This window comes from Candidatus Accumulibacter cognatus, assembly GCF_000584975.1.
Classification (GTDB): Bacteria; Pseudomonadota; Gammaproteobacteria; order Burkholderiales; family Rhodocyclaceae; genus Accumulibacter; species Accumulibacter cognatus.
The window spans coordinates 14,554-37,568 of the sequence record NZ_JDST02000010.1 but is presented as its reverse complement, the minus strand read 5'-3'; the positions used below and the strand labels follow the sequence as shown (position 1 = coordinate 37,568).

Genomic DNA, 23,015 nt, shown 5'->3' with positions numbered 1-23,015 from the left:
GATCGAAGGCAGCTTGATTGATGTCGAACCAGGCCCGGCCAAGCGCCGGGTTTTTCTTGGGTGCGGCGACGGTGTCCGCAGCGATGGTGTCCGGGAAAGTGTCCGTTTCTGGAACGGAAACCTTGCCCGCCGGAGCCGGCGATGGTTCAAGGTTTCAGCAGCGATGGTTTCAGGCAAGGTTTCAGTCACCGGCGCATGATGGCCGGCGGCGATTTTGGCCAGCGCGCAGGACTGGGCGAAGGCACAGCCGGCCAGAAAAAGGGGGCTATGTTGCACCCTTATCAACCGTTGCTGATCGCATGGGGCAATCTGGAGCGAGTACGGCAGAAATCAGACATCTTGCAGAAACGCAACACGGCGTTGCCGGGTATCTTGGCGCCATATCGTGACGCTCACGAAGCAACAAAGTGGTGGTGCAGACCACTGGCCGAGCAGTTTCAGCCTAGCCGGGAGCGAAGCGCTCGCCTGGTGAAATCGTCGGCAGGGTACAAGATGCCGGTCATTTTCTCCAACTTGTACCCGGACTTGTACCCGAGAGAACAGAAACGCAAAAAGGCCAATCCGAAGATTGGCCTAATCGCTTGATTTTATTGGCGCGCCCGGAGCGATTCGAACGCCCGACCCCTTGGTTCGTAGCCAAGTACTCTATCCAACTGAGCTACGGGCGCCTTGCCATGTTTGAGCGCTATATTATACCTAGCCGGTTCGCCCCACTCAAGCACTATTTGCACTGCCTGTCGTGGCCTGGGCTGATGTTCTGCTCAGGCATGCCGGATGGAATCGGTCGCCGGGCCCTGCGAGACTGGATCCGGGTTTAGCCCAGGGCCCGACCGACAATCTCGTGGACATCTGATGACAGTCCGTCGATTGCCCGCAGGCTTTCGAGCGCCGAGCGCGCGTGCCCCTGCCGAGTTGCGTCAAACTTGCGCCAGCGATCGAAGCGCCGGGTCAGACGCGCGGCCACCTGCGGGTTGAGGGCGTCAATCTGGCCGATCTGCGTAGCGAGGAAATGGTATCCGCTGCCGTCGGCGGCATGAAAACGTACGTGGTTGCTGCCGAAGGTATTGATCAACGCGTATACCTTGTTCGGATTGTGCAGGTCGAAAGCGGGGTGGCTCAGCAGGCGCCGTACCGTTGCCAACGTCTCGGGTAGGCGGCTTGACGCCTGTACCGACAGCCACTTGTCCACCACCAGCGCTTCGTCATGCCAGCGCTCGTAGAAGGCAGCCAGGGCTTCCGTGGATTCGTGGCAGTCGTATTGGGCAAGCGTGCCGAGGGCAGCGAACTGATCGCTCATGTTGTCGGCTGACGCAAACTGACGCAGCGCCAGGGTCCGCATTTCGAAGTCATCGAGTTCGTTGAGATAGCCCAGGCAGAGGTTGCGCAGTGCGCGCCTGCCAGCGGCGGCGGGGGTCGGCTGATAGGGGCCATTTGGCCGCAGCGACTCGTAGCACTGGCGCAACTCGTCGTGAAGTTGTTCGGCAAGGAAGCGGCGCAGACCGTTGCGGGCCGCGTGCAGGGCGTCCGGGTCGACGGCCGCGACTTCCTCGGCGAGCGTCGCTTCGCCGGGCAGCGTCAGGACTTCGGCAGCGAAAGCCGGGTCTGCCGAGGCCTGTCCAAGAACCTGCGCGGCGGCGGCAGCGAAGCTCTGCGGCCAGCGCACCGGCTGACCGGCGGTCAGATCCTCGGCGGCGGCCAGGATCAGTCGGCTGGCCAGCCGCTGTCCGGCTTCCCAGCGGTTGAAGGGGTCGCTGTCGTGGGTGAGGAGATGGCTCAGGTCTTCATTGCGCCAGTCGTAATCGAGAATCACCGGCGCTGAAAAGTCCCGTAACAGCGAAGGGATCGGGGCGACCGGCAAATCTTCGAAGACGAACTGCTGTTCGCCGGCCGTCAGTGAGAGAACGCGCGTTGTCCGGCCGCGCTCGGCGCAATGGCTTTCTCCCAGCAGCCGCAGCGGCAGGTCGGCGCCGTCCGGACCGTTGAGGCCGATCGCCACCGGGATGTGGAAAGGCTCGCCAGGTGCCGTCGGACGTGACTGCGACAGCGTCAACCGGTAGCGCTGCAAGCTTGGGTCATAACTGCCGCTGGCGCGCAGCCGCGGCGTACCGGCGTGGTCGTACCAGCGCTTGAATTGCGTGAGGTCAAGGGCCGAGGCATCGGCCATGGCGGCGACGAAATCGTCACAGGTCACGGCCTGGCCGTCATGGCGCTCGAAGTAGAGGTCCATGCCACGCCGGAAGGCTGGCCTGCCGATCAGCGTCTGGATCATGCGCACCACTTCGGCGCCTTTTTCATAGACGGTGCTGGTGTAGAAATTGTTGATCTCGATGTAGGAGTCGGGGCGTACCGGATGCGCCATGGGGCCGGCGTCTTCGGGAAACTGCGTGGCGCGCAGGGCGCGGACCTCGCGGATGCGGGTGACCGCGCGGCTGTGCATGTCGGCGCCGAATTCCTGGTCGCGGAAGACGGTCAGTCCTTCCTTGAGCGAGAGCTGAAACCAGTCGCGACAAGTCACGCGATTGCCGGTCCAGTTGTGGAAGTACTCGTGCGCGACGACACGGTCGATGTTCTGGTAATCGCCATCGGTGGCGGTGTCGCTACGGGCCAGAACGTACTTGGTGTTGAAGATGTTCAGGCCCTTGTTTTCCATAGCGCCCATGTTGAAGTCGCCAACGGCGACGATCATGTAGTGATCAAGGTCGCATTCGAGTCCAAAGGTTTCCTCGTCCCAGCGCATCGCGCGCTGCAGGGCATCCATCGCGTGCGCGCACTGGTCTAGCTTGCCGGGCTCGACATACACCGCCAGTTGTACGCTGCGCCCGCTGGCGGTGGTGAAACGGTCGCGCAGCACGTCGAGGCGAGCGGCGACCAGTGCGAACAGATAGCAGGGTTTGGCAAAAGGGTCTTCCCACTTTACCCAGTGGCGATCGAGTCCTTCGTCACCCCAGCCGACCGGGTTGCCGTTCGCCAGCAGCACTGGCAGGCTCGCCTTGTCGGCGTGCAGGGTGACGGTGTAGCGCGACATGATGTCCGGACGATCCGGGAACCAGGTGATTCTGCGGAAACCCTGTGCCTCGCACTGTGTGAAGTAGCCATCCTTCGAGCGAAAGAGTCCGGAGAGGCTGGTGTTGTGGTCGGGATCGATCCGTGTCAGCGTGCTCAACAGCAGCGCATCCGGCGGGTTGTCGATGATCAGCGCCGAGTCGGTGCAAGTGTAGTCGTTTGCACCAAGCGGCTGTCCATCGATGGCGACCGAGAGTGTTGCCAGCCCATGGCCGTCGAGTTGCAGCGGCTGCCCGGGCGCCACCGCCGGATTGCGCCGCAATTGCAGGTGGCTAGTGACCAGGACTGCGTCGGAGTGAAACTGCACGTCGAGGTCCACATGATCGACCAGGAAGGGGGGTGGCGTGTAATCCTGGCGATGGATGATCTGCGGGGTTTCGGTTTTCATCAAGTGTCCATGTCTTTCTGCCGGTCGTGCCTGTCTGGCGATGACGATCGGTCAAGGTGCCGGCGGGTGCACCGGGTCAGGGCTTGTTCAGCAGGCCGGAGCGGCGCAGTTGCTCGGCGATGCCATCCGCGAGTTTGTGGTAGCCACCGGCGTTGGGGTGAATGGGGTCGGCCTTCAGCGTCGGGTCAGAGAGAATGGCGGCGAGAACGCCTTCGACCAGCGGCAGTCTTTCTTCTTTAGCCAGCTCGGCGTAGATCGCCGAATCGGGTAGCCTGCCGCTTGCCGCGCCGAGCAGCGAGAGCCTGGGCACGGCGACCAGAACGACCTGGCTGCCGGACTGCCGGATGGCCCTGACGATGGCGCGCAGATCATCCTTGACGGCCGCTTCCGGGCGCCTTCGGAGGAAGTCGTTGCCACCGATTTCGACGATCACCAGCGCCGGCCGGGTCTGGGCAAGCGCTGCGTGAATTCTCGCCTGGGCAGCGTCTGCCGTGTCGCCCGGGATACCGGCGTTATGGACCTGCCAGCCGCTGATCGCCGCGAGTCGAACCGGATAGTCCTCCCCCGGAGCGGCGCCACTACCGAAGGTAATGCTGTCGCCGAAGGCGAGGACCTGGCTGCCTGGCGGCAGCAACGCCAGCCGTGCCGAGTCGTGGCAGCCGACGAGGAGGAGAATCGCGAACAGCAGCAGGCGGAGGCGACTCATGGCCTGTCAATCGGGCAGATACACGACCTTCGGATCACGGCAGCTCGTCGCGATGCAGCAGGAAGACATACTGATCGCCAGCGCTGGTGTCGAGCCAGGTGAAGGGCGTCGCCGGAAAAGCGGCTTCCAGGGCATCGCGATTGTGGCCGATCTCGACGACCAGCAGAGCGTTTGGCCGCAGATGCTGGCGCGCGCCGGCAAGGATTGCGCGCGTCAGATCGAGTCCATCCAGACCGCTGGCCAGCGCCAGTTCGGGCTCGCGTCTATATTCCTCGGGAAGGGTGGCCATCGACGCGGCATTGACGTAGGGCGGATTGGCGATGATCAGGTCGTAGCGCTTGCCCTTGAGGGCAACGAAGAGATCCCCTTGGACGAGCCGAATCTGCGCTGCGAGATCGTAGTCGTCGACGTTGCGCCGCGCCACCGCAAGTGCCTCCGGCGAGATGTCGACGGCGTCGATGCGGGCGGCCGGGAAAGCGTGTGCCGCGAGGATCGCTAGACAGGCCGATCCGGTACAGAGGTCGAGAACGGCAGTCACCGCGTGGGCATCGTCGATCCAGGGCGTCAGTTGCTCGCGCAGCAGCTCGGCGATGAACGAACGCGGAACGATCACCCGCTGGTCCACGTAGAAACGATATTCGCCCAGCCAGGCCTCGTTGGTCAGGTAGGCGACCGGCAGCCTCTCCCGGATACGGCGGTCGATGACCTGCAGCACGGCGGCCCGTTCGTCGCGGGTCAGGGTTGCGTCGAGAAAGGGTTCGAGTCGCTCCAGGGGCAGGTGCAGGCTGTGCAGCAGCAGATAGGCGGCTTCGTCCCAGGCGTTGTCGGCACCGTGTCCGAAAAACAGTTTCGCCTCGTTGAAGCGGCTGACCGCGAAGCGCAGCAGATCGCGCAGCGTCGACAGTTCGGTCTGGGCCTGCTCAAACATCGGTGGGTAACAACGCTTCGATCATCCGCCGATAGATCGCGGCGAGTTGCGGCAGGGCGGCGACCTCGACGCATTCGTTGACCTGGTGGATGGTGGCATTGACCGGGCCAATCTCAAGCACCTGCGGACAGATCTCGGCAATGAAGCGGCCGTCCGAGGTGCCGCCGCTGGTCGACAGCTCGGCGGCATGGCCGGTTTCCGCACGAATCGCCAGCAGTGCGGCGTCGATCAAGGCGCCACGGCCAGTGAGGAAAGGCCTGGCCCCCAGCGTCCAGACGATGTCGTGCTCCAGCCCATGCCGTTCGAGCAGCGCACACAGGCGGGTCTGCAGTTGTTGCGGAGTGCTGGCGGTCCCGAAGCGGAAGTTGAAGTCGATCTCGACACGGCCGGGAATGACATTGTTGACGCCAGTGCCGGCGTGGATGTTCGAGACCTGCCAGGTGGTCGGTGGGAAAAACTCGTTGCCGTCATCCCAGGTGATGTTCGCCAGTTCGGCAATCGCCGGCGCGGCCAGATGAATCGGGTTTTTTGCCAGATGGGGGTAGGCGATGTGGCCCTGCACACCCTTGATGGTCAGTTTTCCCGAGAGCGAGCCACGTCGGCCATTCTTGACCATGTCGCCGAGGCTGTGGAGCGCTGTCGGTTCGCCGATGATACAGTAGTCGATCAGCTCGCCACGCCGCTGCAGCGCATCGGTGACGGCGGCAGTGCCGTCGATGGCGTCGCCTTCCTCATCGGAAGTGAGCAACAGGGCGAGCGAGCCGCAATGGGTTGGACGAGCGGCGACGAAAGCCTCGACGGCGGTCACGAAAGCAGCCAGCGAAGCCTTCATGTCGGCAGCGCCACGCCCATACAGCAGACCGTCTCTTTGCACGGGCTGAAATGGATCGCTGTGCCATTGTTCCAGAGGTCCGCTCGGGACGACGTCGGTGTGGCCGGCCAGACAGAGCAGCGGTCGGCTGTCGCCGCGGCGTGCCCAGAGGTTGCTGACGCAGCCGCGGTTCATGAATTCGCACTGGAAACCGACGGCTTCAAGGCGGTTGGCGACGATCTGCAGGCAACCGGCATCTTCGGGAGTAATCGAGCGACAAGCGATCAGTTGCTCGGCCAGCAGCAGCGTTGCATCACGAGTCGCGGCCTCGCTACCGTCACCTCTTGCCATCTCGGGCCTCCTGGGTCGCGCTCTCGGCTTCGTCAAGGCTAAGCGTAAATTCCTTGTATGACGGGCTGCCGGGGTTGGTACCGGAGAGATCGAACACTGTTTCATTCCGCTGCCCCGCTTCATTTCCCGAGGCGCCGGTCACTTCGAAATTGTTGATCAGCCAGGACAGATTGGTGGGTGAATCGGCATTGAGCAGCGCTTCCTGCAGCGTGATCAATTCGCTGCGGTAAAGTCGGACGAGATCCTGTTCGAAGGTCTGCGACCCCGGTGCGAGACTCTGTTCCATCGCTTCCTTGAGAGCCGGGATGTCGCCCTGCTCGATCAGTTCCTGAACGTGATAACTGTTGAGCAAGACCTCGACCGCCGGCGTCTGCTGACCATCCTTCTTCTTCACCAGACGCTGCGAAACGATGGCCTTCAAGCTGACCGAGAGGTCCATGTACAAGGCATTCCGGCTATCGGTCGGAAAAAAGTTGATGATCCGGTTGAGCGCGTGATAGCTGTTGTTGGCATGCAGCGTGCCGAGGCAGAGATGGCCAGTCTGCGCGTAGGCCAGCGCCGCCTGCATGGTTTCCATGTCACGGATTTCGCCGATCAGGATGCAGTCGGGAGCTTGCCGCATGGCGTTCTTCAAGGCATGCTCCCAGCCGAGGGTATCCATGCCGATCTCGCGCTGGTTGACCAGCGATTTCTTGTGCCTGAACAGATACTCGATCGGATCCTCGATGGTGAGAATGTGACCTGTACAACTGCTGTTCCGATAGTCGAGCATCGAAGCCAGGGTGGTCGATTTTCCCGAACCCGTCGAGCCGACGATCAGAACCAGGCCGCGTCGTTCCATCACCAGGTCGGCCAGCACCGGCGGCAACCCCAGGGTATCGAGCGCCGGGATGTTGCCGAGCACATAACGCACGACGATCGAGATCGAGCCGCGCTGCCGGAACAGATTGATGCGGAAATTGCCGAGCCTGGGGATGCCGAACGAGAGGTTCATCTCCCTCGTCGCTTCGAAGGCGGCGGCCTGTTCCGGACTCAGCAGTTCGGTGGCGATCTTCTCGATCATCTCCGGCGCCATGATCTGCTGATTGACCGGTACGGTCGTGCCCTGGATCTTGATGTGGATCGGCGCGCCCGCGCAGATGAAGATGTCCGAGGCGCGCCGGTCGGCCATCACATGAAAGAGCTTGTCGAGAATCATTCGCTCGCCGCCGACTCAGGAATCGATGCGCGCGCGATCAGTCGCCGCGCAGCAGATCATTGATGCTGGTCTTGGCACGTGTGCCCGCGTCAACCTTCTTGACGATGACCGCGCAGTAGAGGCTGTAGTTGCCGTCCCTGGCGGGCAGGTTGCCGGCAACGACGACCGATCCCGGCGGCACGCGGCCGTAGCTCACGGTACCGGTCTCGCGGTCGTAGATCTTGGTGGACTGACCCAGATAAACCCCCATCGAGATCACCGAACCTTCGCCGATGATGACGCCCTCGACAACTTCCGAACGGGCGCCAATGAAGCAATTGTCCTCGATGATCGTCGGGTTGGCCTGCAGAGGCTCAAGCACTCCGCCGATACCGACCCCCCCCGAGAGGTGTACGTTCTTGCCGATCTGAGCACAGGAACCGACCGTTGCCCAGGTGTCGACCATCGTGCCTTGATCGACATAAGCGCCGATGTTGATGTACGAGGGCATCAGCACCACGTTCTTACCGACGAAGGCGCCGCGGCGGGCAGTGGCCGGTGGAACGACGCGGAAACCGCCACGCGCAAACTGTTCGCGGTCGTAACTGGCGAACTTGTTCGGCACCTTGTCGAAATAGCGCATTGCGCCGCCATCGAGCAGCTCGTTTTCCTGCAGCCGGAAAGAAAGCAGCACGGCCTTCTTGATCCATTGGTGGGTGAACCAATCGCCAGCAATCTTTTCGGCAACGCGCAGGGTGCCTTCGTCGAGCTGGCTGATGACACCTGCCACGGCATCGCTGATGGCTGTCGGTGCCTGGCCGGGTTGCAGCGAATTGCGGTTCTCCCAGGCCTCATCGATGATCTTCTGAATTGCCTGCATGACTGCCTTTCCTAGAATTTTGCAATGAATGAACGGATACGCCTGGCGGCTTCGACGCAGTCGGTGAGTGGGGCGACGAGCGCGATTCGCAGGTAGCCTGCGCCCGGATTGATTCCCTGGGCGGTGCGCGCCAGGTAGCTTCCAGGCAGCAGGATGACATTATAGTCGGCGAGCAGCGAACGGGCGAAATCACAGTCGCCAAACGGTGCTCTGGCCCAAAGGTAGAAGCCGGCGTCGGGCATGGCGGTCGCCAGGACATCGCTCAGGAGCGGCGTGACCGCCGCCAATTTTTCCGTATATTGGCGGCGATTCTCGACGACGTGCGCTTCGTCGTTCCAGGCCGCGACGCTGGCTGCCTGCACCGCCGGACTCATCGCACTGCCATGATAGGTTCGGTAGAGCAGGAACGACCGGAGGGTCACGGCATCGCCGGCAACGAAGCCCGAACGCATGCCGGGAACATTGGATCGCTTGGACAGGCTGGAGAACATCACCAAGCGTTCGAAACCGCGGCCGAGCAGATGGGCGGCCTGCAGGCAGCCGAGCGGTGGCCGGGATTCGTCGAAGAAAATCTCCGAGTAGCATTCGTCAGAGGCAATAACAAAGCCATACCTGTCGGCAAGGGCGAACAACTGTTTCCAGTCATCGAGGCCCAGCACCTTGCCGGTCGGATTGCCCGGCGAGCAGACGAAGAAAAGCTGCACACGCTGCCATTCAGTCTCGCTCAGTGTTGCGAAGTCGAATGCATAATCGTTGCTCGGCAGGGTGTTCAGAAAGCGCGGTTCGGCACCGGCGAGGTAAGCGGCGCCCTCATAGATTTGGTAGAAGGGGTTGGGGCTGACAACCAGCGGCGTGTAGCCCCGCGACGCATCGACAATCGTCTGGGTAAACGCAAATAAGGCCTCGCGTGAGCCATTGACCGGAATCACCTGGGTTTCCGCGTCGATACCCGGCAGGCCGTAGCGGCGCTGCAGCCAGGCGGCGATGCTGCCGCGCAATTCGCCGCTACCGAGCGTGCTGGGATAACTGGCCAGTCCGCCGAGCCCGGCGCTCAGCGCGTCCTTGATGAACGCCGGCGTTGCGTGCTGCGGCTCGCCAATCGACAGCCTGATCTCGCGGTACTGCGGGTTCGGTGTGACGCCGGTAAAAAGCTGTCGCAACTTCTCGAAGGGATAAGGTTGCAGCTTGCTGAGGTGGGGATTCACTGGCTCGTACGTCTCATGGCGGGACGCTGGATTATATGGGGCATGAACAGTTGCTGGTCGGCGGGTACAGCCGGGATGGTCATGATTTCAAGCACGGGTGTTGGATTGGCTGGCGAAGTCGGCGAGTTGCACCATCGGCGCTGGCGTCCAGCCTGCCTGACGGTGATCGGCAATGACCGTGGTAAATATGCCGCCGCGCACGTAGAAGCGCGCCGTCAGTCGCATGTAGCGCGGTTGTGTGGCGCTTGCCAGATCGTCCAGGATGCGGTTGGTGACCGCCTCGTGAAAGCAGCCGGTGTTGCGGAAGGACCAGATGTAGAGCTTCAGACTCTTGAGTTCGACACAGGTCTGGTCCGGAATGTAATCGAGAAGCAGGGTCGCGAAATCCGGCTGGCCGGTTTTTGGGCACAGACAGGTGAATTCCGGGATTTCCATGTGAATGTGGAAATCCCGTTGCGGTGCCGGATTGGGAAAGGTTTCGAGGGTGCTGGCCGATATGGTGGTCGTGGTCATTCCGAGTGGCATCCAGTGAGGAAACGAATCGGGCAGGCGGAGTGCTATTATAAGCGTTTATAATGGCATTCCGCAGGAATATTCGTGGGTCGTCCACCCCCAGGGTGCGGGGTGACACTCGCTAGGCAACATGTTTTTTCCGATTACTTCTGGCGCGGCTGCCGCGGTCGCGTTCTGGTTCATGCGCCTGACCAAACTGAAACTTGCCGGCTTCAAATCCTTCGTCGATCCGACGACCATTGCGCTGCCTGGACAACTCGTCGGGGTGGTCGGCCCGAATGGTTGCGGCAAGTCCAACGTGATGGATTCGGTGCGCTGGGTGCTCGGAGAATCAAAAGCCTCGGAACTGCGAGGCGAATCAATGCAGGACGTGATATTCAACGGTTCGGGAAGCCGCAAACCGGTATCGCGAGCGGCGGTCGAACTGGTCTTCGACAACTCGCTCGGACGCCTCTCCGGACAGTGGTCACAGTATGCTGAACTGTCAGTCAGGCGGCTGCTGACGCGCAACGGCCAGTCAGAGTACTACATCAACAACCTGCATGTCCGTCGCAAGGATGTCACCGACCTCTTTCTCGGTACCGGTCTGGGTCCGCGCGCCTACGCGATCATCGGCCAGGGAACCATCTCGCGAATCATCGAGGCCAAGCCGGACGAGCTGCGGGTATTTCTCGAAGAGGCGGCCGGTGTGACCCGCTACAAGGAAAGGCGCAAGGAAACAGAGAACCGTCTCGCCGACACGCGCGAGAACCTGGCCAGGGTCGAAGATATCCGCCTTGAACTCGGTTTGCAGATGGAACGGCTCGAAGGTCAGGCCAGCGTCGCCCGCCAATATCGCGAATACCATGCAGAACTGACAAGAAAGCAGCAATTATTTTGGTTTCTGCGGCGCAATGAAGCACAACTCGAGCGCGAACGACTGGCGCGCGAGGTCGACCTGGCGAGCGTCGATCTCGAAGCTAGGAACGCTGCTTTGCGTGACCTCGAAATGCGTATCGAGGAGGCCCGGGAAACCCATTTTGCCGCCAGCGATGGCGTGCATGCGGCACAGAGCGGCCTTTATGCCGCCAATGCTGAAGTCGCACGCCTGGAAGCCGAGATCCGTCACCGCCAGGAGTCGCGGCGCGAGTATGAGATGCGGCTGGCGCAACTGACCGAAGCACGAGCGCATTGGCAGGCGCAGGCCGGCAATCTGGCGAATGACCTTGAACGTTGGCAGGATCTGCTGACACTTGCCGACGAACGTGTCGAGCAGGGCCGGTTGTGCCTCGAAGCATGCCAGGAACGCTTGCCGCTGGCCGAGGAAAGACATGTTTCTGCGCTGGCGGCGGTCAACCGCCAGCGTGCCGAGGTGGCCCTGGCCGAACAGCGCCTGCACGTCGAACAGGCGAATCGTGGGCACGCGCAGCGTTCGTTGCAGAGCGTCATCGGACGCAGCGAACGTCTCGCCGCCGAGCGTGCGATGCTGGTGGCTCCCGATCTTTCCGAACTTGCCGACCGGCAGGAGGCGCTTGCCGAATTGCGTGAACTGATTGTTGTGGCGCTGACCAGCCAGAAGGCTCAGCAGGACCAATTGCCCCTTCTTGAGCAGCAGCGGCGCACGATTCTGGCCGAATTCCAGCAAGCGCAGAGGGAACGTGCCGAGACGCAAGCCCGCAGGATGGCCCTGCAACAATTACAGCAACGCTTGCAGGCCAACGGCAAACTCGACGACTGGCTGCGCCGGCATGGCTTGCAGCACGGCGAACCACTCTGGAAGGCGCTACAGGTCGAAGCCGGTTGGGAAAACGCCGTCGAAGCCGTGCTGCGCGAACGCTTGGCCGCCTTGCCCGCCGCCGCCGCCAACGCGGCGTGGAGCAAGGACCGGCCGAGCGGAAAATTGACCCTGCTTCTGCCGCTGGCTGACGAGAGGCCGCCGGCAGCCCCTGCCAACGGGCTGCTGCTGGCACGAATTCACTGCAAAGATGCGGTCTTGTCGGCGATTCTTGCGGACTGGCTTGGCGAGGTATACAGCGCTCCCGATCTGGCGGCTGCTCTGACTCGTCGCAGCAGCCTGACGGCGAGCGCCTGTTGCGTCACCCCTGGCGGCGACATTGTCAACCGACAGAGTATGACGCTATTTGCGCCCGACAATGATGGTCATGGCCTGCTTGAACGCCAGCGCGAGATCGACGCGCTGGTGGCGGTGATTGGCGAGCGTGAGGAAAACGTCTTACAGGCACAGGGGTGCCTCGGCGAAATAGAGGGGCGCCTCGCCGAAGCGCAGCAGGGCCTGAACGAATCTCGCCAAAAAGTGACTTCTCTGCAAAACCGGGCACACACGCTGCAGGTTGAAACGCTGCAGCTTGCGCAGGCCGGCGAACGTTTTCGTGAGCGGCAGGCGCAGATCGACGCCAGCCTGGCTGAACTGGCTGCAGAAGAGGACAACGAGAGCGAACGCCTGGGTATCGCCGACGCAGCCATCGATCGACAACATCAACAGATTCAGGAACTGCAGACGCTGTCCGCTGCAGCGCGGATGCTGCTCGAACAGACCGAACGGGCGTTGCAGGATGAGCGTGAAGGGGTCAACCGCGCCGAACGGGAACTGCGTGAAGCCGAGTTCTCGCAGCGCGAGTGCAGCAATAAACTGCAGGAACTGGCCGCCAACCGGGAGTTGGCGAGCCAGCAGCTCGAACGTCTCGACGCCGACCTGGCGCGCTGCCAGGAGAGCGCCAGCGCTCGGCAAGCCGACGAACTCAAGCCTTGCCTGCAGGCCGCACTCGATCATCGCGTCGCCCGCGAGCACGCGCTGGCGAACGCCCGCGATGCGCTTGAAGCCGCAGCGAGCGGCCTGCGCGCACTCGACGAGGAGCGTCTGAAGGTCGGGCAGAGCCTCGACCCGCTACGCCACCGGATCAGCGAACTGAAACTCAAGGAACAGGCTGCCAGCCTCGGTTTCGAGCAGTTCGCGGCGCAACTGGCCGCTGCCGGTGCCGACGAATCCTCGCTGCTGCCAGAACTCGCGGCGGCGCGCCCGGCGGCCCTGCAGAGTGCGCTGACCGCGCTGCAGCGCTCGATCGATGCGCTCGGCGCGGTCAACCTGGCCGCACTCGACGAACTCGAGGCCGCCCGCGAACGCAAGAGTTATCTCGATGCCCAGTCAGACGATCTGACACAGGCGATGGTGACACTGGAAAACGCGATTCGCCGCATCGACCGGGAAACACGGGAATTGCTGCAGAGCACCTACGACTCGGTCAACCGCAGCTTCGGTGAGTTGTTTCCGATACTCTTTGGGGGGGGAGAGGCGCGTCTGATGATGACCGGCGAGGAGATTCTCGACGCCGGCCTGCAGGTCATGGCGCAGCCACCCGGCAAGAAGAACAGCACGATTCATCTCCTTTCGGGCGGTGAAAAAGCGTTAACGGCGATTGCACTGGTATTCTCGATGTTTCAGCTTAATCCAGCGCCTTTCTGCCTGCTTGACGAGGTCGATGCGCCGCTTGACGATACCAACACCGAACGTTTCTGCTCGATGGTACGACGCATGTCCACCCATACGCAGTTTCTGTTCATCAGCCATAACAAGATCACGATGGAGATGGCGCAACAGCTCGTCGGGGTGACCATGCAGGAATCCGGCGTCTCGCGCATCGTCGAAGTCGATATGGAAGAAGCACTGCGCATGCGCGAGCAACTCGTTTAGGAATGGATATGACCGACTTGCAGATGGGTTTGATCGGCCTCGGTGCCGCCGCCGTTGTTGGCGTGCTGGCTTACAACAAATGGCAGGAGCACAAGCACCGCAAACTAGCCGAGTCCTTGTTGAGCGCCCGCCAGGCAGATGTTCTGCTCGATGAGCAGACCTCGGCGATCGACGATGCCGGTGGAATGACCGCCCGTCCGGATCAGGGGCGGGTCGAACCGCTGCTGGACCCGGCCACCAAGCCGAACGTGGTGTCTGCGGCGAGGCCGGTTCCGGTTGACGATGACGAGGCACTGCCGGCCAGCGAGCGAAGCGCGCAACCAGCGCGAACTGACGAGGAAAGGCCGGTAATCAAAACCTTCCAGGAGGTCACAGCACCGCTATATCTGCTATCGCCCACGATCGATTACATCGCTGCAATCGAGGTGTCCGAATCGGCAGCGGCTTACCAGATCCGTGAAGCACAACGTGTTGCTCTGGCCCGGTTGGGCAAACCCGTGCACTGGATCGGTTTCAACGAACAGGAACACGAATGGGAACCGATTCTCGAAGACGCCGACAGCGCCTACCGGCACATCCGTATCGGGTTGCAGCTGGTCGACCGCCAGGGCCCGGTTCGCGATGGCGACCTGTCGATTTTTCATCTTGCCATGCAGGATCTCGCGACTGAATTGATGGGTTTTGCCGAACTGCCGCTACGCGAACCAGCCTTGCGGATAGCGTCGCAACTCGACGAGTTCTGCGCCGGTGTCGATATCCAGATCGGGGTCAATGTGATCAGTCAGGGGCAGGTATTTCCGGGCACCAAGTTGCGTGCACTCGCCGAATCGGCGGGAATGACCATCGACTCGGAAGGTCGCTTTGCCCGTTTTGATGACGAGGGCAGACTGCTGTACGTGCTCATCAACCAGGAGACGCAAGGCTTTTCGGCCGAATCGATGCGCGCCCTGACGACGCATGGAGTAACCTTCCTGCTCGACGTGCCGCGTGTGGCGAACGGTGATCGCGTCTTGATCCAGATGGTCGAACTGGCAAGACGCTTTGCCGATGCCCTGCACGGCGCGCTGGTCGACGATAACCGACGGCCGTTGTCGGAGGGAAGCATCGAGCCGATTCGTCGGCAGGTGGTGCAGTACCAGACGGCGATGGCGACACGCCAGGTGCCCGCTGGCGGCGCCCTGGCGTTGCGCCTGTTTTCCTGAATTGGAAGCACCGCGCATGCCTGCCCGCGAGCGTGCTCTGGCCTTACGGGCCGAGATCGAGGAGCACAATCACCGCTACTATGTGCTTGATGCACCGCTGCTCAGCGACGCCGAGTACGACTGCCTGTTCCGTGAGCTGCAGGCTCTGGAAGCTGCACACCCCGAACTGGTGAGCGCGGATTCGCCAACTCAAAGAGTCGGCGCAGCGCCGCTGCCCGAGTTCGCGGCGGTAGTGCATGCGACGCCGATGTTATCGCTCAATAATGCCTTTGACGACGCAGAGGTTACCGCATTTGACCGCCGTGTCGGTGAAGGGCTGGCGATCCATGGCGATCTCGATTATTCGGCCGAGCCCAAGTTCGACGGCCTCGCCGTCAGCCTGACCTACCAGAACGGCATCCTGTTGCGCGGAGCGACGCGCGGCGACGGTGCCACGGGCGAAGACGTCACCGCCAATCTGCGCACCTTGCGCAGCATCCCGCTGCACCTGCAGGGCAGTGGCTGGCCGACGCTGCTCGAGGTGCGGGGTGAGGTGCTGTTATGGCGCAGCGACTTCGAACGGCTGAACTCGCAGCAGCGTGAAAAAGGGGAGAAGGCGTTCGTCAACCCGCGCAATGCCGCAGCCGGCAGCCTGCGTCAGCTCGACCCGCGCATCACGGCGACACGGCCGCTGCGCTTTTTTGCCTATGGCATCGGCCTGGCCGCAGGGACCTCCTTGCCGGCAACGCACTCGGCATTGCTCGACCGGCTTGCCGAATGGGGTTTTCCGGTCGCACCGGAACGTCGCCGGGTCAAAGGCCTTGCTGGCCTGCTCGGCTACTATGCCCACATCGGCGGACAGCGCGCGTTGCTGCCTTACGATATCGATGGCGTGGTCTACAAACTCGATGATCTGGCGGCGCAGGAACACCTCGGTTTCGCATCGCGCGCACCGCGTTTTGCGATTGCACACAAGTTTCCGGCCGAGGAAGCGCTCACCGAGTTGCTCGGCATCTCGATCCAGGTCGGTCGTACCGGAGCACTGACACCCGTGGCGCGGTTGGTGCCGGTATTCGTCGGCGGCGTGACGGTGAGCAACGCCACCCTGCACAACGAGGAAGAGGTGCGGCGCAAGGATCTCCGCATCGGTGATACCGTCGTCGTTCGTCGTGCCGGCGACGTGATTCCCGAAATCGTGCGCGTGCAGTGGGAGAAACGGCCCACCGGGGCCCCCGAATTCAACATGCCGACGAGCTGTCCGGTATGCGCTTCGAAGGTCGTTCGTAACACAGACGAAGCGGTGGCGCGCTGCAGCGGCGGCATCTACTGCCCGGCGCAACGCAAACAGGCGCTGCTGCATTTTGCTTCGCGGCGGGCGATGGATATCGAAGGGCTAGGTGAAAAACTCGTCGAGCAGCTCGTAGACAGCGACATCGTGCGTACCCCGGCCGACCTCTACCGGCTGGGTTTGCTGGCACTCGCCAATCTCGAACGGATGGCCGACAAGTCGGCGAGCAATCTGCTGTCGGCCATCGAGCAGAGCAAGCAGACAACGCTGGCGCGCTTCATTTACGCGCTCGGCATCCGCAACGTCGGCGAAACCACGGCGCGGGATCTGGCTCGTCATTTTGGCAATCTTGATCGTCTGCTCGCGGCAGACGAGGCCGATCTGCTGCGAGTGCCCGACGTCGGCCCGATTGTCGCACGCAGCATCCGCCAGTTCAGTGGTGAGCCGCACAACCTCGAAGTCATCGAGCAATTGCGTGCTGCCGGAGTGGTCTGGCGCGACGTCGAAGTACTGGCGTCGACCGCCAGCAACAACACTGGCAAGGTGTTCGTGCTGACCGGTGCGTTACCCACGCTGACTCGCGAGGCGGCCACACAGATGATCGAAGCTGCGGGCGGCAAAGTCAGCAGCTCGGTGTCGAAAAAGACCGATTTCGTCGTCGCCGGCGCCGAGGCCGGCAGCAAGCTCGAAAAAGCCAGGAGTCTGGGGGTCACGGTCATCGACGAGGCGCAGTTGCTGGGGCTGCTGAGTGTGGCGCAACCGGTGCAATGAATCCGTTTCTGGCATGGATTTGGCGGCACGCCGGCGGCAGCGCTGCTTCACCTTCACCAACCCGTTCGGAAGGTCCATGATCGAACCCCAACAGGCCATGGCCATTCTCGCTTCGGCCGACCTCATCCACACAGCCGATACCGTCGACGCCGCTGTTCGCCGTGTCGCCCGCGAAATCTCCGAACGCTTGCGTGACCGCAATCCGGTGTTGCTGTGTGTGCTCAAGGGTGGACTCCCCTTCGCCGGCCATTTGCTGACGCAACTGAACTTCCCGTTGGATTTCGACTACCTGCATGTCAGCCGTTATCGCCTGGCCACGAGCGGTAGTGAGCTATCCTGGCGTATCGAGCCGGAAATTGCGCTGAGCGGCAGAACAGTTCTGGTTCTTGACGACATCCTCGACGAAGGGCTGACACTGGCCGCGATTCGTGATCGCCTGCTGGCGCTGGGTGCCGCGACCTGCTACACGGCAGTCGCCGCGGACAAGCTGATTGGCAGAACGAAGCCGATTCAGGCCGATTTCGTCGCGTTGAGTGTTCCCGATCGTTTTCTTTTCGGCTATGGCATGGACGTTCGCGGTGCCTGGCGCAACCTGCCGGCGATCTACGCCATGCGGGAGGATTGAGATGCTGGCCATCATCGGCGGCAGCGGGCTGACCCGCTTCACCAGGCTAGAGGAAGCTGAGCGTCGGCAGGTAACGACGCCCTACGGGAATCCCTCGGCAGCGCTAACCTTTGGACTGCTCAGTGGCCGGCCGCTGGTGTTTCTGGCCCGTCACGGCGACGAACACACGATTCCACCCCATCAGGTGAATTATCGCGCGAACATCTGGGCCCTGCGCGAGTGCGTGCCAACCGGCATCGTCGCGGTGGCAGCAGTCGGCAGCATTCGGTCCGATCTCAGTCCTGGTGATCTGGTGATCCCGCATCAGATCATCGATTACACCTGGGCACGCTCCTCGACCTTCCACGAAGGACCGCACAGTGCGGTCACGCATGTCGACTTCACCGAGCCCTATGATCACGTTCTGCGCAGGCAGCTCGTCGACGCGGCTGCAGCGATCGGAGCCAGGGTCAGTGAGGCTGCGGTCTATGCGGCGACACAGGGGCCACGTCTGGAAACAGCCGCCGAGATCAACCGCCTCGAACGCGATGGCGCCGATGTGGTCGGCATGACCGGCATGCCGGAAGCGGTGCTGGCACGCGAACTGGCGATCCCCTACGCGGCAATCAATGTGGTGGCCAACTACGCTGCGGGACGCGGCGACAGTCGCGAAGCCATCCGCATGGAGGCCATACTCTCAGTCCTGGAGGGGGCAATGCAGCAGGTATTCGCGATCATCGAGAGGATGCTGACAAGCCATGATTAGAACCGTTCTCAGGATGGGCGATCCGCGCCTTTGGCAGAAGGCCCGACCGGTCGAACAGTTCAACACCCCGCAACTGCACGCGCTGATCAAGGATCTGGAAGAAACCATGCGCCAACTCGACGGTGCCGGTCTGGCCGCACCGCAGATCGGTGTCGGTCTGCGGGTGGTGATTTTCAGTGTCGATGGCAATCCACGCTACCCGAATGCTGAGCAGGTGCCAATGACGGTGTTGATCAATCCGGTACTGACGCCGCTTGCACCGACTATCGAAGAAGGCTGGGAAGGTTGCCTGTCGGTCCCTGGTCTGCGTGGCTGGGTACCGCGCTGGAGTCAGCTGCGCTATACCGGTTGCGACGCGTTCGGTCGGGTGATCGACCGCCGCGTCGCAGGTTTCCACGCTCGTGTGGTGCAACATGAATGCGACCACCTCGACGGAATTCTCTATCCAATGCGAATCAGGGACTTCAGCCGCTTCGGTTTTGTCGACGAGCTTTTTCCAGAAGGGGGTGCCGGTGCCGTCGAGTAGCCTCCGGCCGCCGGTACGCCAAGGGTGCGCGCCGGTCTGGCCTAAACCGCGCGGCACTGATGGTTGCTGAGGAGGCGAACCATGAACGTGCCATACCGGATTCTCTTTGTCTGCATGGGCAATATCTGTCGTTCGCCAATCGCCGAAGCGGTGACGCGAACGATGGCGCAGCGGCAGGGGTTAGCGGCAATGCTGCAGCTCGACTCGGCAGGTACGCATGGTCATTATCACGCCGGCGAAGCCCCGGATGCACGGGCGCGCCGGATCGCGGCCAAGCGGGGATACGATCTCTCCCGATTGCGTGCACGCTCGGTCATCGACACCGATTTCGATCGTTTCGACCGGATTCTTGGAATGGACGAGAGCAATTTGTTCGCGCTGCAACGCCAGTGCCCAGAGGAACACCGCTTGAAGCTGGGTTATTTTCTCGATTACGCGCCAGCTCTCGGAATCAACGAAATTCCCGATCCGTATTATGGTGCCGACTCGGGATTCGAACGGGTCCTTGATCTTTGCGAGCTGGCAGCAGCCGGGTTGCTGGCTGACTACATGCGTAGGCTCTCGTCCTCGTGACAGGAACGTGTCAGGCGAAACCTCTTTTCTTGCCACACTACCTGGATTCGGCCAGCCAGCGCTGGCGAACCTCCTGGTGGTGGCGAGCGAACCACCACAGTGCGACCAGTGGCCAGGCGGAGTCAATGCGCCCCTGCTCTGCGAGGACGACTGCCTGCCCGGCAGCAAGGCAGACGACGCGAATGTCCTCCCCCTCATGGGCCAGACCGTGGATGCCGCCGGCGTTGCGGCTATCGACGCGTCCCAGGTAAAGGTGGGTACGCTGCGAGGTTTTGGCGGGGCTGGTGTAGAAACTGCTGATCGGTAGTAGATCAGTGACCGTGCAGCCGGCCTCCTCCATTGCTTCACGGCATGCCACGGCCGCAGGCGTCTCACCGTCTTCGATCAGACCGGCGACGATCTCCAGCAGCCAGGGCCCACGCGGGTCTGCGCGGGCGCCGATGCGAAATTGCTCGATCATCACCACTTCGTCGCGCTGCGGGTCATAGAGCAGTACCGCCGCGACGTCTCCCTTCTCGATGGTCTCGCGCACGATGTCAGGACTCATGCCACCAGCAAACAAGCGGTGGCGCAGCCGCAAGCGCTCCAGCCGGAAGAAGCCCTGATAGCAAATTTCCTGCCCGATAATCTCGACATCCTGCCCGCTCATGCCGGCCTCCTGAAATTTTCGCGCACAGGGTGGCGTTGCCGCAGGCGCGCTGTTCAACCAGATAGTCAGTCGGACTGACGGTCATGACTTTGCCAGGCACTCCGATCATGACAGTCATGACCGTTTCCCTCTCTTGCAGGGCGCATTCCGGCTTGCACGCCGGAATCGCTTGATGGACACGGAGCACAACAGGCTCCGCGAATTCCCCATCTTCCCCCGACCCCTCCCCCACGCGTGTGGGAGGGAAATTCGTGAGTCGCTGACGCGACTTTCACAGTGATCTAACCGCTCATAGAGGGTAGCGGCTCGGCCAAATTCCCACCCAGAGGCCACTCGACGTTCATACCTGATATTGCCCAACTGCCTTGCGCATGCGGCTCACCGTTGCGGTCAACGTATCGACCATGGCTCCGGTTTGGGCAGCCACCGCCACATTCTGTTCAGTCATCAAGGCAACGCGCTCGACATTTTGTGCAAGTTCGGTCATGGCGGCTCGCTGCTCGCTCGAGGAATAAGTAATCTCACTCACCATCCTCACCGTAGTCTGCATCTGCTCATTGATGTTACACAGTGCCTGGCGGGCTTCCTGAACCAGACGAACGCTCTCCTCGACCTCGTTCGCGCCGCTGCGCATGCACTCTACCGCCTGTTTGGTTTCGTCCTGGATGCTTCTGATCATGCAGCTGATTTCGTGGGTTGCCTTGCCGGTTCGTTCAGCGAGTTTGCGCACCTCGTCGGCGACGACCGAAAAGCCGCGTCCAGCCTCACCTGCCCGTGCAGCTTCGATGGCGGCATTGAGTGCCAGGAGATTGGTCTGGTCGGCCACTTCCTTGATCACGGCGACGATGCGACTAATTTCCTCCGAGCGCTGGCCGAGCGACTCGACCTGCTGTGCCGACGCCTTCACCGTTCCGGCCAGTGCAAGAATGGTCTGGCTGGCGCGTAGCGACAGTTCCTCGCCGGATTGCGCGACTTCGCCGGCCTTGAGGGCCGCAGTCTCGGTGCTGGCCGCATGCGCAGCCACTTCTCCGATAGATACCGTCATTTCCTCGACGGCGGCCGCCGAGGCCGAGGTGGCGTCGCTTTGCACCGTCGCCGACTGTTTGACGTTCTGCACGCCGGTCTGCACCTGTTTGTTGGCGTTGTCCACCTGTTTGGCGGTGTCTGCCATACCCTGAATCGTGGCCTGCACCGAAGCGATGAACTTGTCGCTCAGGCGGGCAATGCGTCCGACGATGTCACGACGGGAAAGGTCGAAACGTGTTTTGAGAGTGCCGGATAACAGGACTGACTCGAGATAGTCAGCCGTTGCCTGGAGATCGCGCGATACCCTTGGTATCACCCAGAACAGGAAGAACAAGGCATAAAGCAAGGCAATGGCGGACAGAATGGTTTGTACACGTTCCAGCGGTCGCCCATCCATCCATCCCGCGGCAAGCTCCAGAACTCCAAGAAGTGCTGCCAGCAGGCCCATGATCGACATTTGCGTTGGCAAACTGGCGAACCAATTGACCACCCGAGGCAACACACGCTCCACCCGACCATGCCGGATGCGCAAGGAGTGATCGCCCTGGCGGATTCGTCGATAGGCCTCCTCTGCTGCCGCGATTTCCTGGCGTGTCGGGCGTGCGCGCACCGATTGGTAGCCGACTGTCCGGCCCTCTTCACGAACCGGCGACGCATTCGCAACGACCCAATAATAGCCGCCATCCTTGCGACGGTTCTTGACCAGACCACGCCAGGGGCGACCGGCCTTGAGATCGGTCCAGAGGTCGGCGAATGCGGCTTCCGGCATGTCCGGGTGGCGAACCATATTGTGTGGTTGCCCGATCATCTCCTCTCGGGTGTAGCCACTGATCGCGGCAAAAGCCTCATTCGCCTCCTCAATCACCCCCTTGAGGTCAGTGCGCGAGTAGATGAACTCGCCTTCGGGGATGAGGGTTTCAATCATGGTGACGGGTTGGTTGTTTCTCATGGCGTGAATAAGCGCGGCTGCTATTGAAATGTCTGTGCATCATGCCTAAGTATCGCTGATACAACAAGTGCCCATTTAGAGTAGAAGGGGGAACAATCCCGCCCATTCCTCGCCCGCAAACGCCAGCAGACTCGATCCCGGACGAGGGGTTCCTACCGCGATCCATGGCGCGCGGAAATGATCACGAGAGGGCCTTGCCTGATGTCGTATTACCCTGGAAAATCGCAGTTTGCCAAAGCGGTCCAGGATTCGCCGCTTCGCAACCCGCTAGACCAGTCGCCAGCAGGCGATCGCCGGCACCGCCGCAAGGTCCAGCGCAAGTTCTCCCTGGAGGCCACCTGATGAGCTTCGCCGATATCGCTGCCTTGACGCTACATGATGTCAAAAACCGCCTTGCTCAACTGGCCGGTCGCGCCGAGGCACGCGGCGACCTGGATACTCTGCATGAAACCATCGATGCCTCGAATGCCCTGACACGACTGCTCACCTATTACCGATCGGACGTTGGCACCCTCACCCTGGACATTGACGCGCATGCTCCGGCCGAACTTGCCGCAGAGTTGATCGATGATACCTGCATTCGCGGCCGCCGCCGTATCGACCTCGATTGTTCGCAGGCGCCGACGCTGTGGTTCTACGACGAAACCGTCGTGCGCATGGTCCTGGCCAACGCCGTGCAGAACGCCGCGCGGTATGCGCGCGCGCGCATCGTCATCGAGGTGGCTGAACGTAGTGGTTTCCTCGAGTTTCTGGTTCGTGATGACGGCCACGGTTATCGCCAGGAGGTGCTCGACGATGCCACCGGCGTGACGGCACAGGTGACCAGGAACGGCACCGGCCTGGGTCTCCGACTGGCCCGACGGATTGCAGAAATGCATCAGAACGCCGGCCAGCAGGGCGAGATCAGGCTTGATAATGACGGGGGCGCCGTTTTCCGCCTATTGCTGCCAAAATAACGTCGTTGTCGCCACT

20 protein-coding genes and 1 tRNA gene are annotated in these 23,015 nt (G+C 61.9%); 10 read left to right on the top strand and 11 right to left on the bottom strand.

The genetic code is table 11. From position 1 onward, the window contains the following. The coding region (locus AW06_RS19770) for a hypothetical protein (protein ID WP_273704325.1) at positions 1-199 on the top strand (199 nt) is incomplete at its 5' end. Further along, on the top strand, positions 142-585 hold the full coding sequence (locus tag AW06_RS02800) for a hypothetical protein (protein WP_034945229.1): 444 nt from the start codon (positions 142-144) through the stop codon (positions 583-585). The genes AW06_RS19770 and AW06_RS02800, both read left to right, overlap by 58 nt. Before the next feature lie 6 nt (positions 586-591). Here AW06_RS02800 and AW06_RS02795 read toward each other — a convergent pair. The 9 genes from AW06_RS02795 to queF form a co-directional block, all read right to left on the bottom strand. Continuing rightward, a tRNA-Arg gene (locus tag AW06_RS02795) sits at positions 592-668 on the bottom strand. Between the two features lie 146 nt (positions 669-814). Next, complete coding sequence (gene pepN, locus AW06_RS02790; RefSeq protein WP_034945226.1) at positions 815-3,451, bottom strand: aminopeptidase N; 2,637 nt, start codon at positions 3,449-3,451, stop codon at positions 815-817. A 76-nt stretch (positions 3,452-3,527) separates the two neighbouring features. Continuing rightward, positions 3,528-4,157, bottom strand: coding sequence for a GDSL-type esterase/lipase family protein (locus tag AW06_RS02785; RefSeq protein WP_034945223.1), 630 nt, complete (start codon positions 4,155-4,157; stop codon positions 3,528-3,530). 34 nt (positions 4,158-4,191) lie between these two features. Next, complete coding sequence (prmB, locus tag AW06_RS02780) at positions 4,192-5,085, bottom strand: 50S ribosomal protein L3 N(5)-glutamine methyltransferase (protein WP_034945220.1); 894 nt, start codon at positions 5,083-5,085, stop codon at positions 4,192-4,194. Then, positions 5,078-6,247: a succinyl-diaminopimelate desuccinylase gene (gene dapE / locus AW06_RS02775; protein ID WP_046535995.1), complete on the bottom strand. Its 1,170-nt coding sequence runs from the start codon at positions 6,245-6,247 to the stop codon at positions 5,078-5,080. The genes prmB and dapE overlap by 8 nt, the downstream gene beginning before the upstream one ends. Beyond that, on the bottom strand, positions 6,234-7,445 hold the full coding sequence (locus tag AW06_RS02770; RefSeq protein WP_046535994.1) for a PilT/PilU family type 4a pilus ATPase: 1,212 nt from the start codon (positions 7,443-7,445) through the stop codon (positions 6,234-6,236). The genes dapE and AW06_RS02770 overlap by 14 nt, the downstream gene beginning before the upstream one ends. A 37-nt stretch (positions 7,446-7,482) precedes the next feature. After that, complete coding sequence (gene dapD, locus AW06_RS02765) at positions 7,483-8,304, bottom strand: 2,3,4,5-tetrahydropyridine-2,6-dicarboxylate N-succinyltransferase (RefSeq protein WP_034945217.1); 822 nt, start codon at positions 8,302-8,304, stop codon at positions 7,483-7,485. 11 nt (positions 8,305-8,315) lie between these two features. Continuing rightward, positions 8,316-9,509, bottom strand: coding sequence for a succinyldiaminopimelate transaminase (gene dapC / locus AW06_RS02760; RefSeq protein ID WP_034945214.1), 1,194 nt, complete (start codon positions 9,507-9,509; stop codon positions 8,316-8,318). An 87-nt stretch (positions 9,510-9,596) separates the two neighbouring features. After that, a complete protein-coding gene (gene queF / locus AW06_RS02755; protein ID WP_034945211.1) occupies positions 9,597-10,022 on the bottom strand; it encodes a preQ(1) synthase in 426 nt (141 codons plus the stop codon). A 130-nt stretch (positions 10,023-10,152) separates the two neighbouring features. Between queF and smc the strand changes: the two genes are divergently transcribed. From smc to AW06_RS02720, 7 genes are all read left to right on the top strand, one after another. After that, positions 10,153-13,710 carry a chromosome segregation protein SMC gene (gene smc, locus AW06_RS02750; RefSeq protein WP_337958728.1) on the top strand — a complete coding sequence of 1,186 codons (3,558 nt, stop codon included), beginning with the start codon at positions 10,153-10,155 and terminating at the stop codon, positions 13,708-13,710. A gap of 8 nt (positions 13,711-13,718) precedes the next feature. Then, positions 13,719-14,912, top strand: coding sequence for a cell division protein ZipA C-terminal FtsZ-binding domain-containing protein (locus tag AW06_RS02745; protein WP_138678341.1), 1,194 nt, complete (start codon positions 13,719-13,721; stop codon positions 14,910-14,912). Positions 14,913-14,928: 16 nt separating this feature from the next. Next, complete coding sequence (ligA, locus tag AW06_RS02740; RefSeq protein WP_034945250.1) at positions 14,929-16,950, top strand: NAD-dependent DNA ligase LigA; 2,022 nt, start codon at positions 14,929-14,931, stop codon at positions 16,948-16,950. Positions 16,951-17,026: 76 nt separating this feature from the next. After that, entirely contained in the window at positions 17,027-17,575 is a 549-nt protein-coding gene (locus AW06_RS02735; protein ID WP_034945247.1) for a hypoxanthine-guanine phosphoribosyltransferase, read from the top strand. Position 17,576: 1 nt separating this feature from the next. Beyond that, complete coding sequence (locus AW06_RS02730) at positions 17,577-18,320, top strand: S-methyl-5'-thioinosine phosphorylase (RefSeq protein WP_034945205.1); 744 nt, start codon at positions 17,577-17,579, stop codon at positions 18,318-18,320. Continuing rightward, entirely contained in the window at positions 18,313-18,846 is a 534-nt protein-coding gene (gene def, locus AW06_RS02725; RefSeq protein ID WP_034945201.1) for a peptide deformylase, read from the top strand. Before AW06_RS02730 ends, def begins: the two co-directional genes overlap by 8 nt. 81 nt (positions 18,847-18,927) lie before the next feature. Next, positions 18,928-19,419 (top strand): low molecular weight protein-tyrosine-phosphatase, encoded by a 492-nt coding sequence (locus AW06_RS02720; RefSeq protein ID WP_034945198.1) that lies wholly within the window; start codon positions 18,928-18,930, stop codon positions 19,417-19,419. Positions 19,420-19,456: 37 nt separating this feature from the next. Here the strand turns inward: AW06_RS02720 and AW06_RS02715 are convergent, their stop codons facing one another. Continuing rightward, positions 19,457-20,068, bottom strand: a complete 612-nt coding sequence (locus AW06_RS02715) for an NUDIX domain-containing protein (RefSeq protein ID WP_034945195.1) — start codon at positions 20,066-20,068, stop codon at positions 19,457-19,459. Between the two features lie 340 nt (positions 20,069-20,408). Next, positions 20,409-22,019 carry a PAS domain-containing methyl-accepting chemotaxis protein gene (locus AW06_RS02710; protein ID WP_273704324.1) on the bottom strand — a complete coding sequence of 537 codons (1,611 nt, stop codon included), beginning with the start codon at positions 22,017-22,019 and terminating at the stop codon, positions 20,409-20,411. Positions 22,020-22,384: 365 nt separating this feature from the next. Here AW06_RS02710 and AW06_RS02705 point away from each other — a divergent pair, with 365 nt between their 5' ends. Then, positions 22,385-22,999: an ATP-binding protein gene (locus tag AW06_RS02705; protein ID WP_034945189.1), complete on the top strand. Its 615-nt coding sequence runs from the start codon at positions 22,385-22,387 to the stop codon at positions 22,997-22,999. The last annotated feature ends 16 nt before the right edge of the window (positions 23,000-23,015 follow it).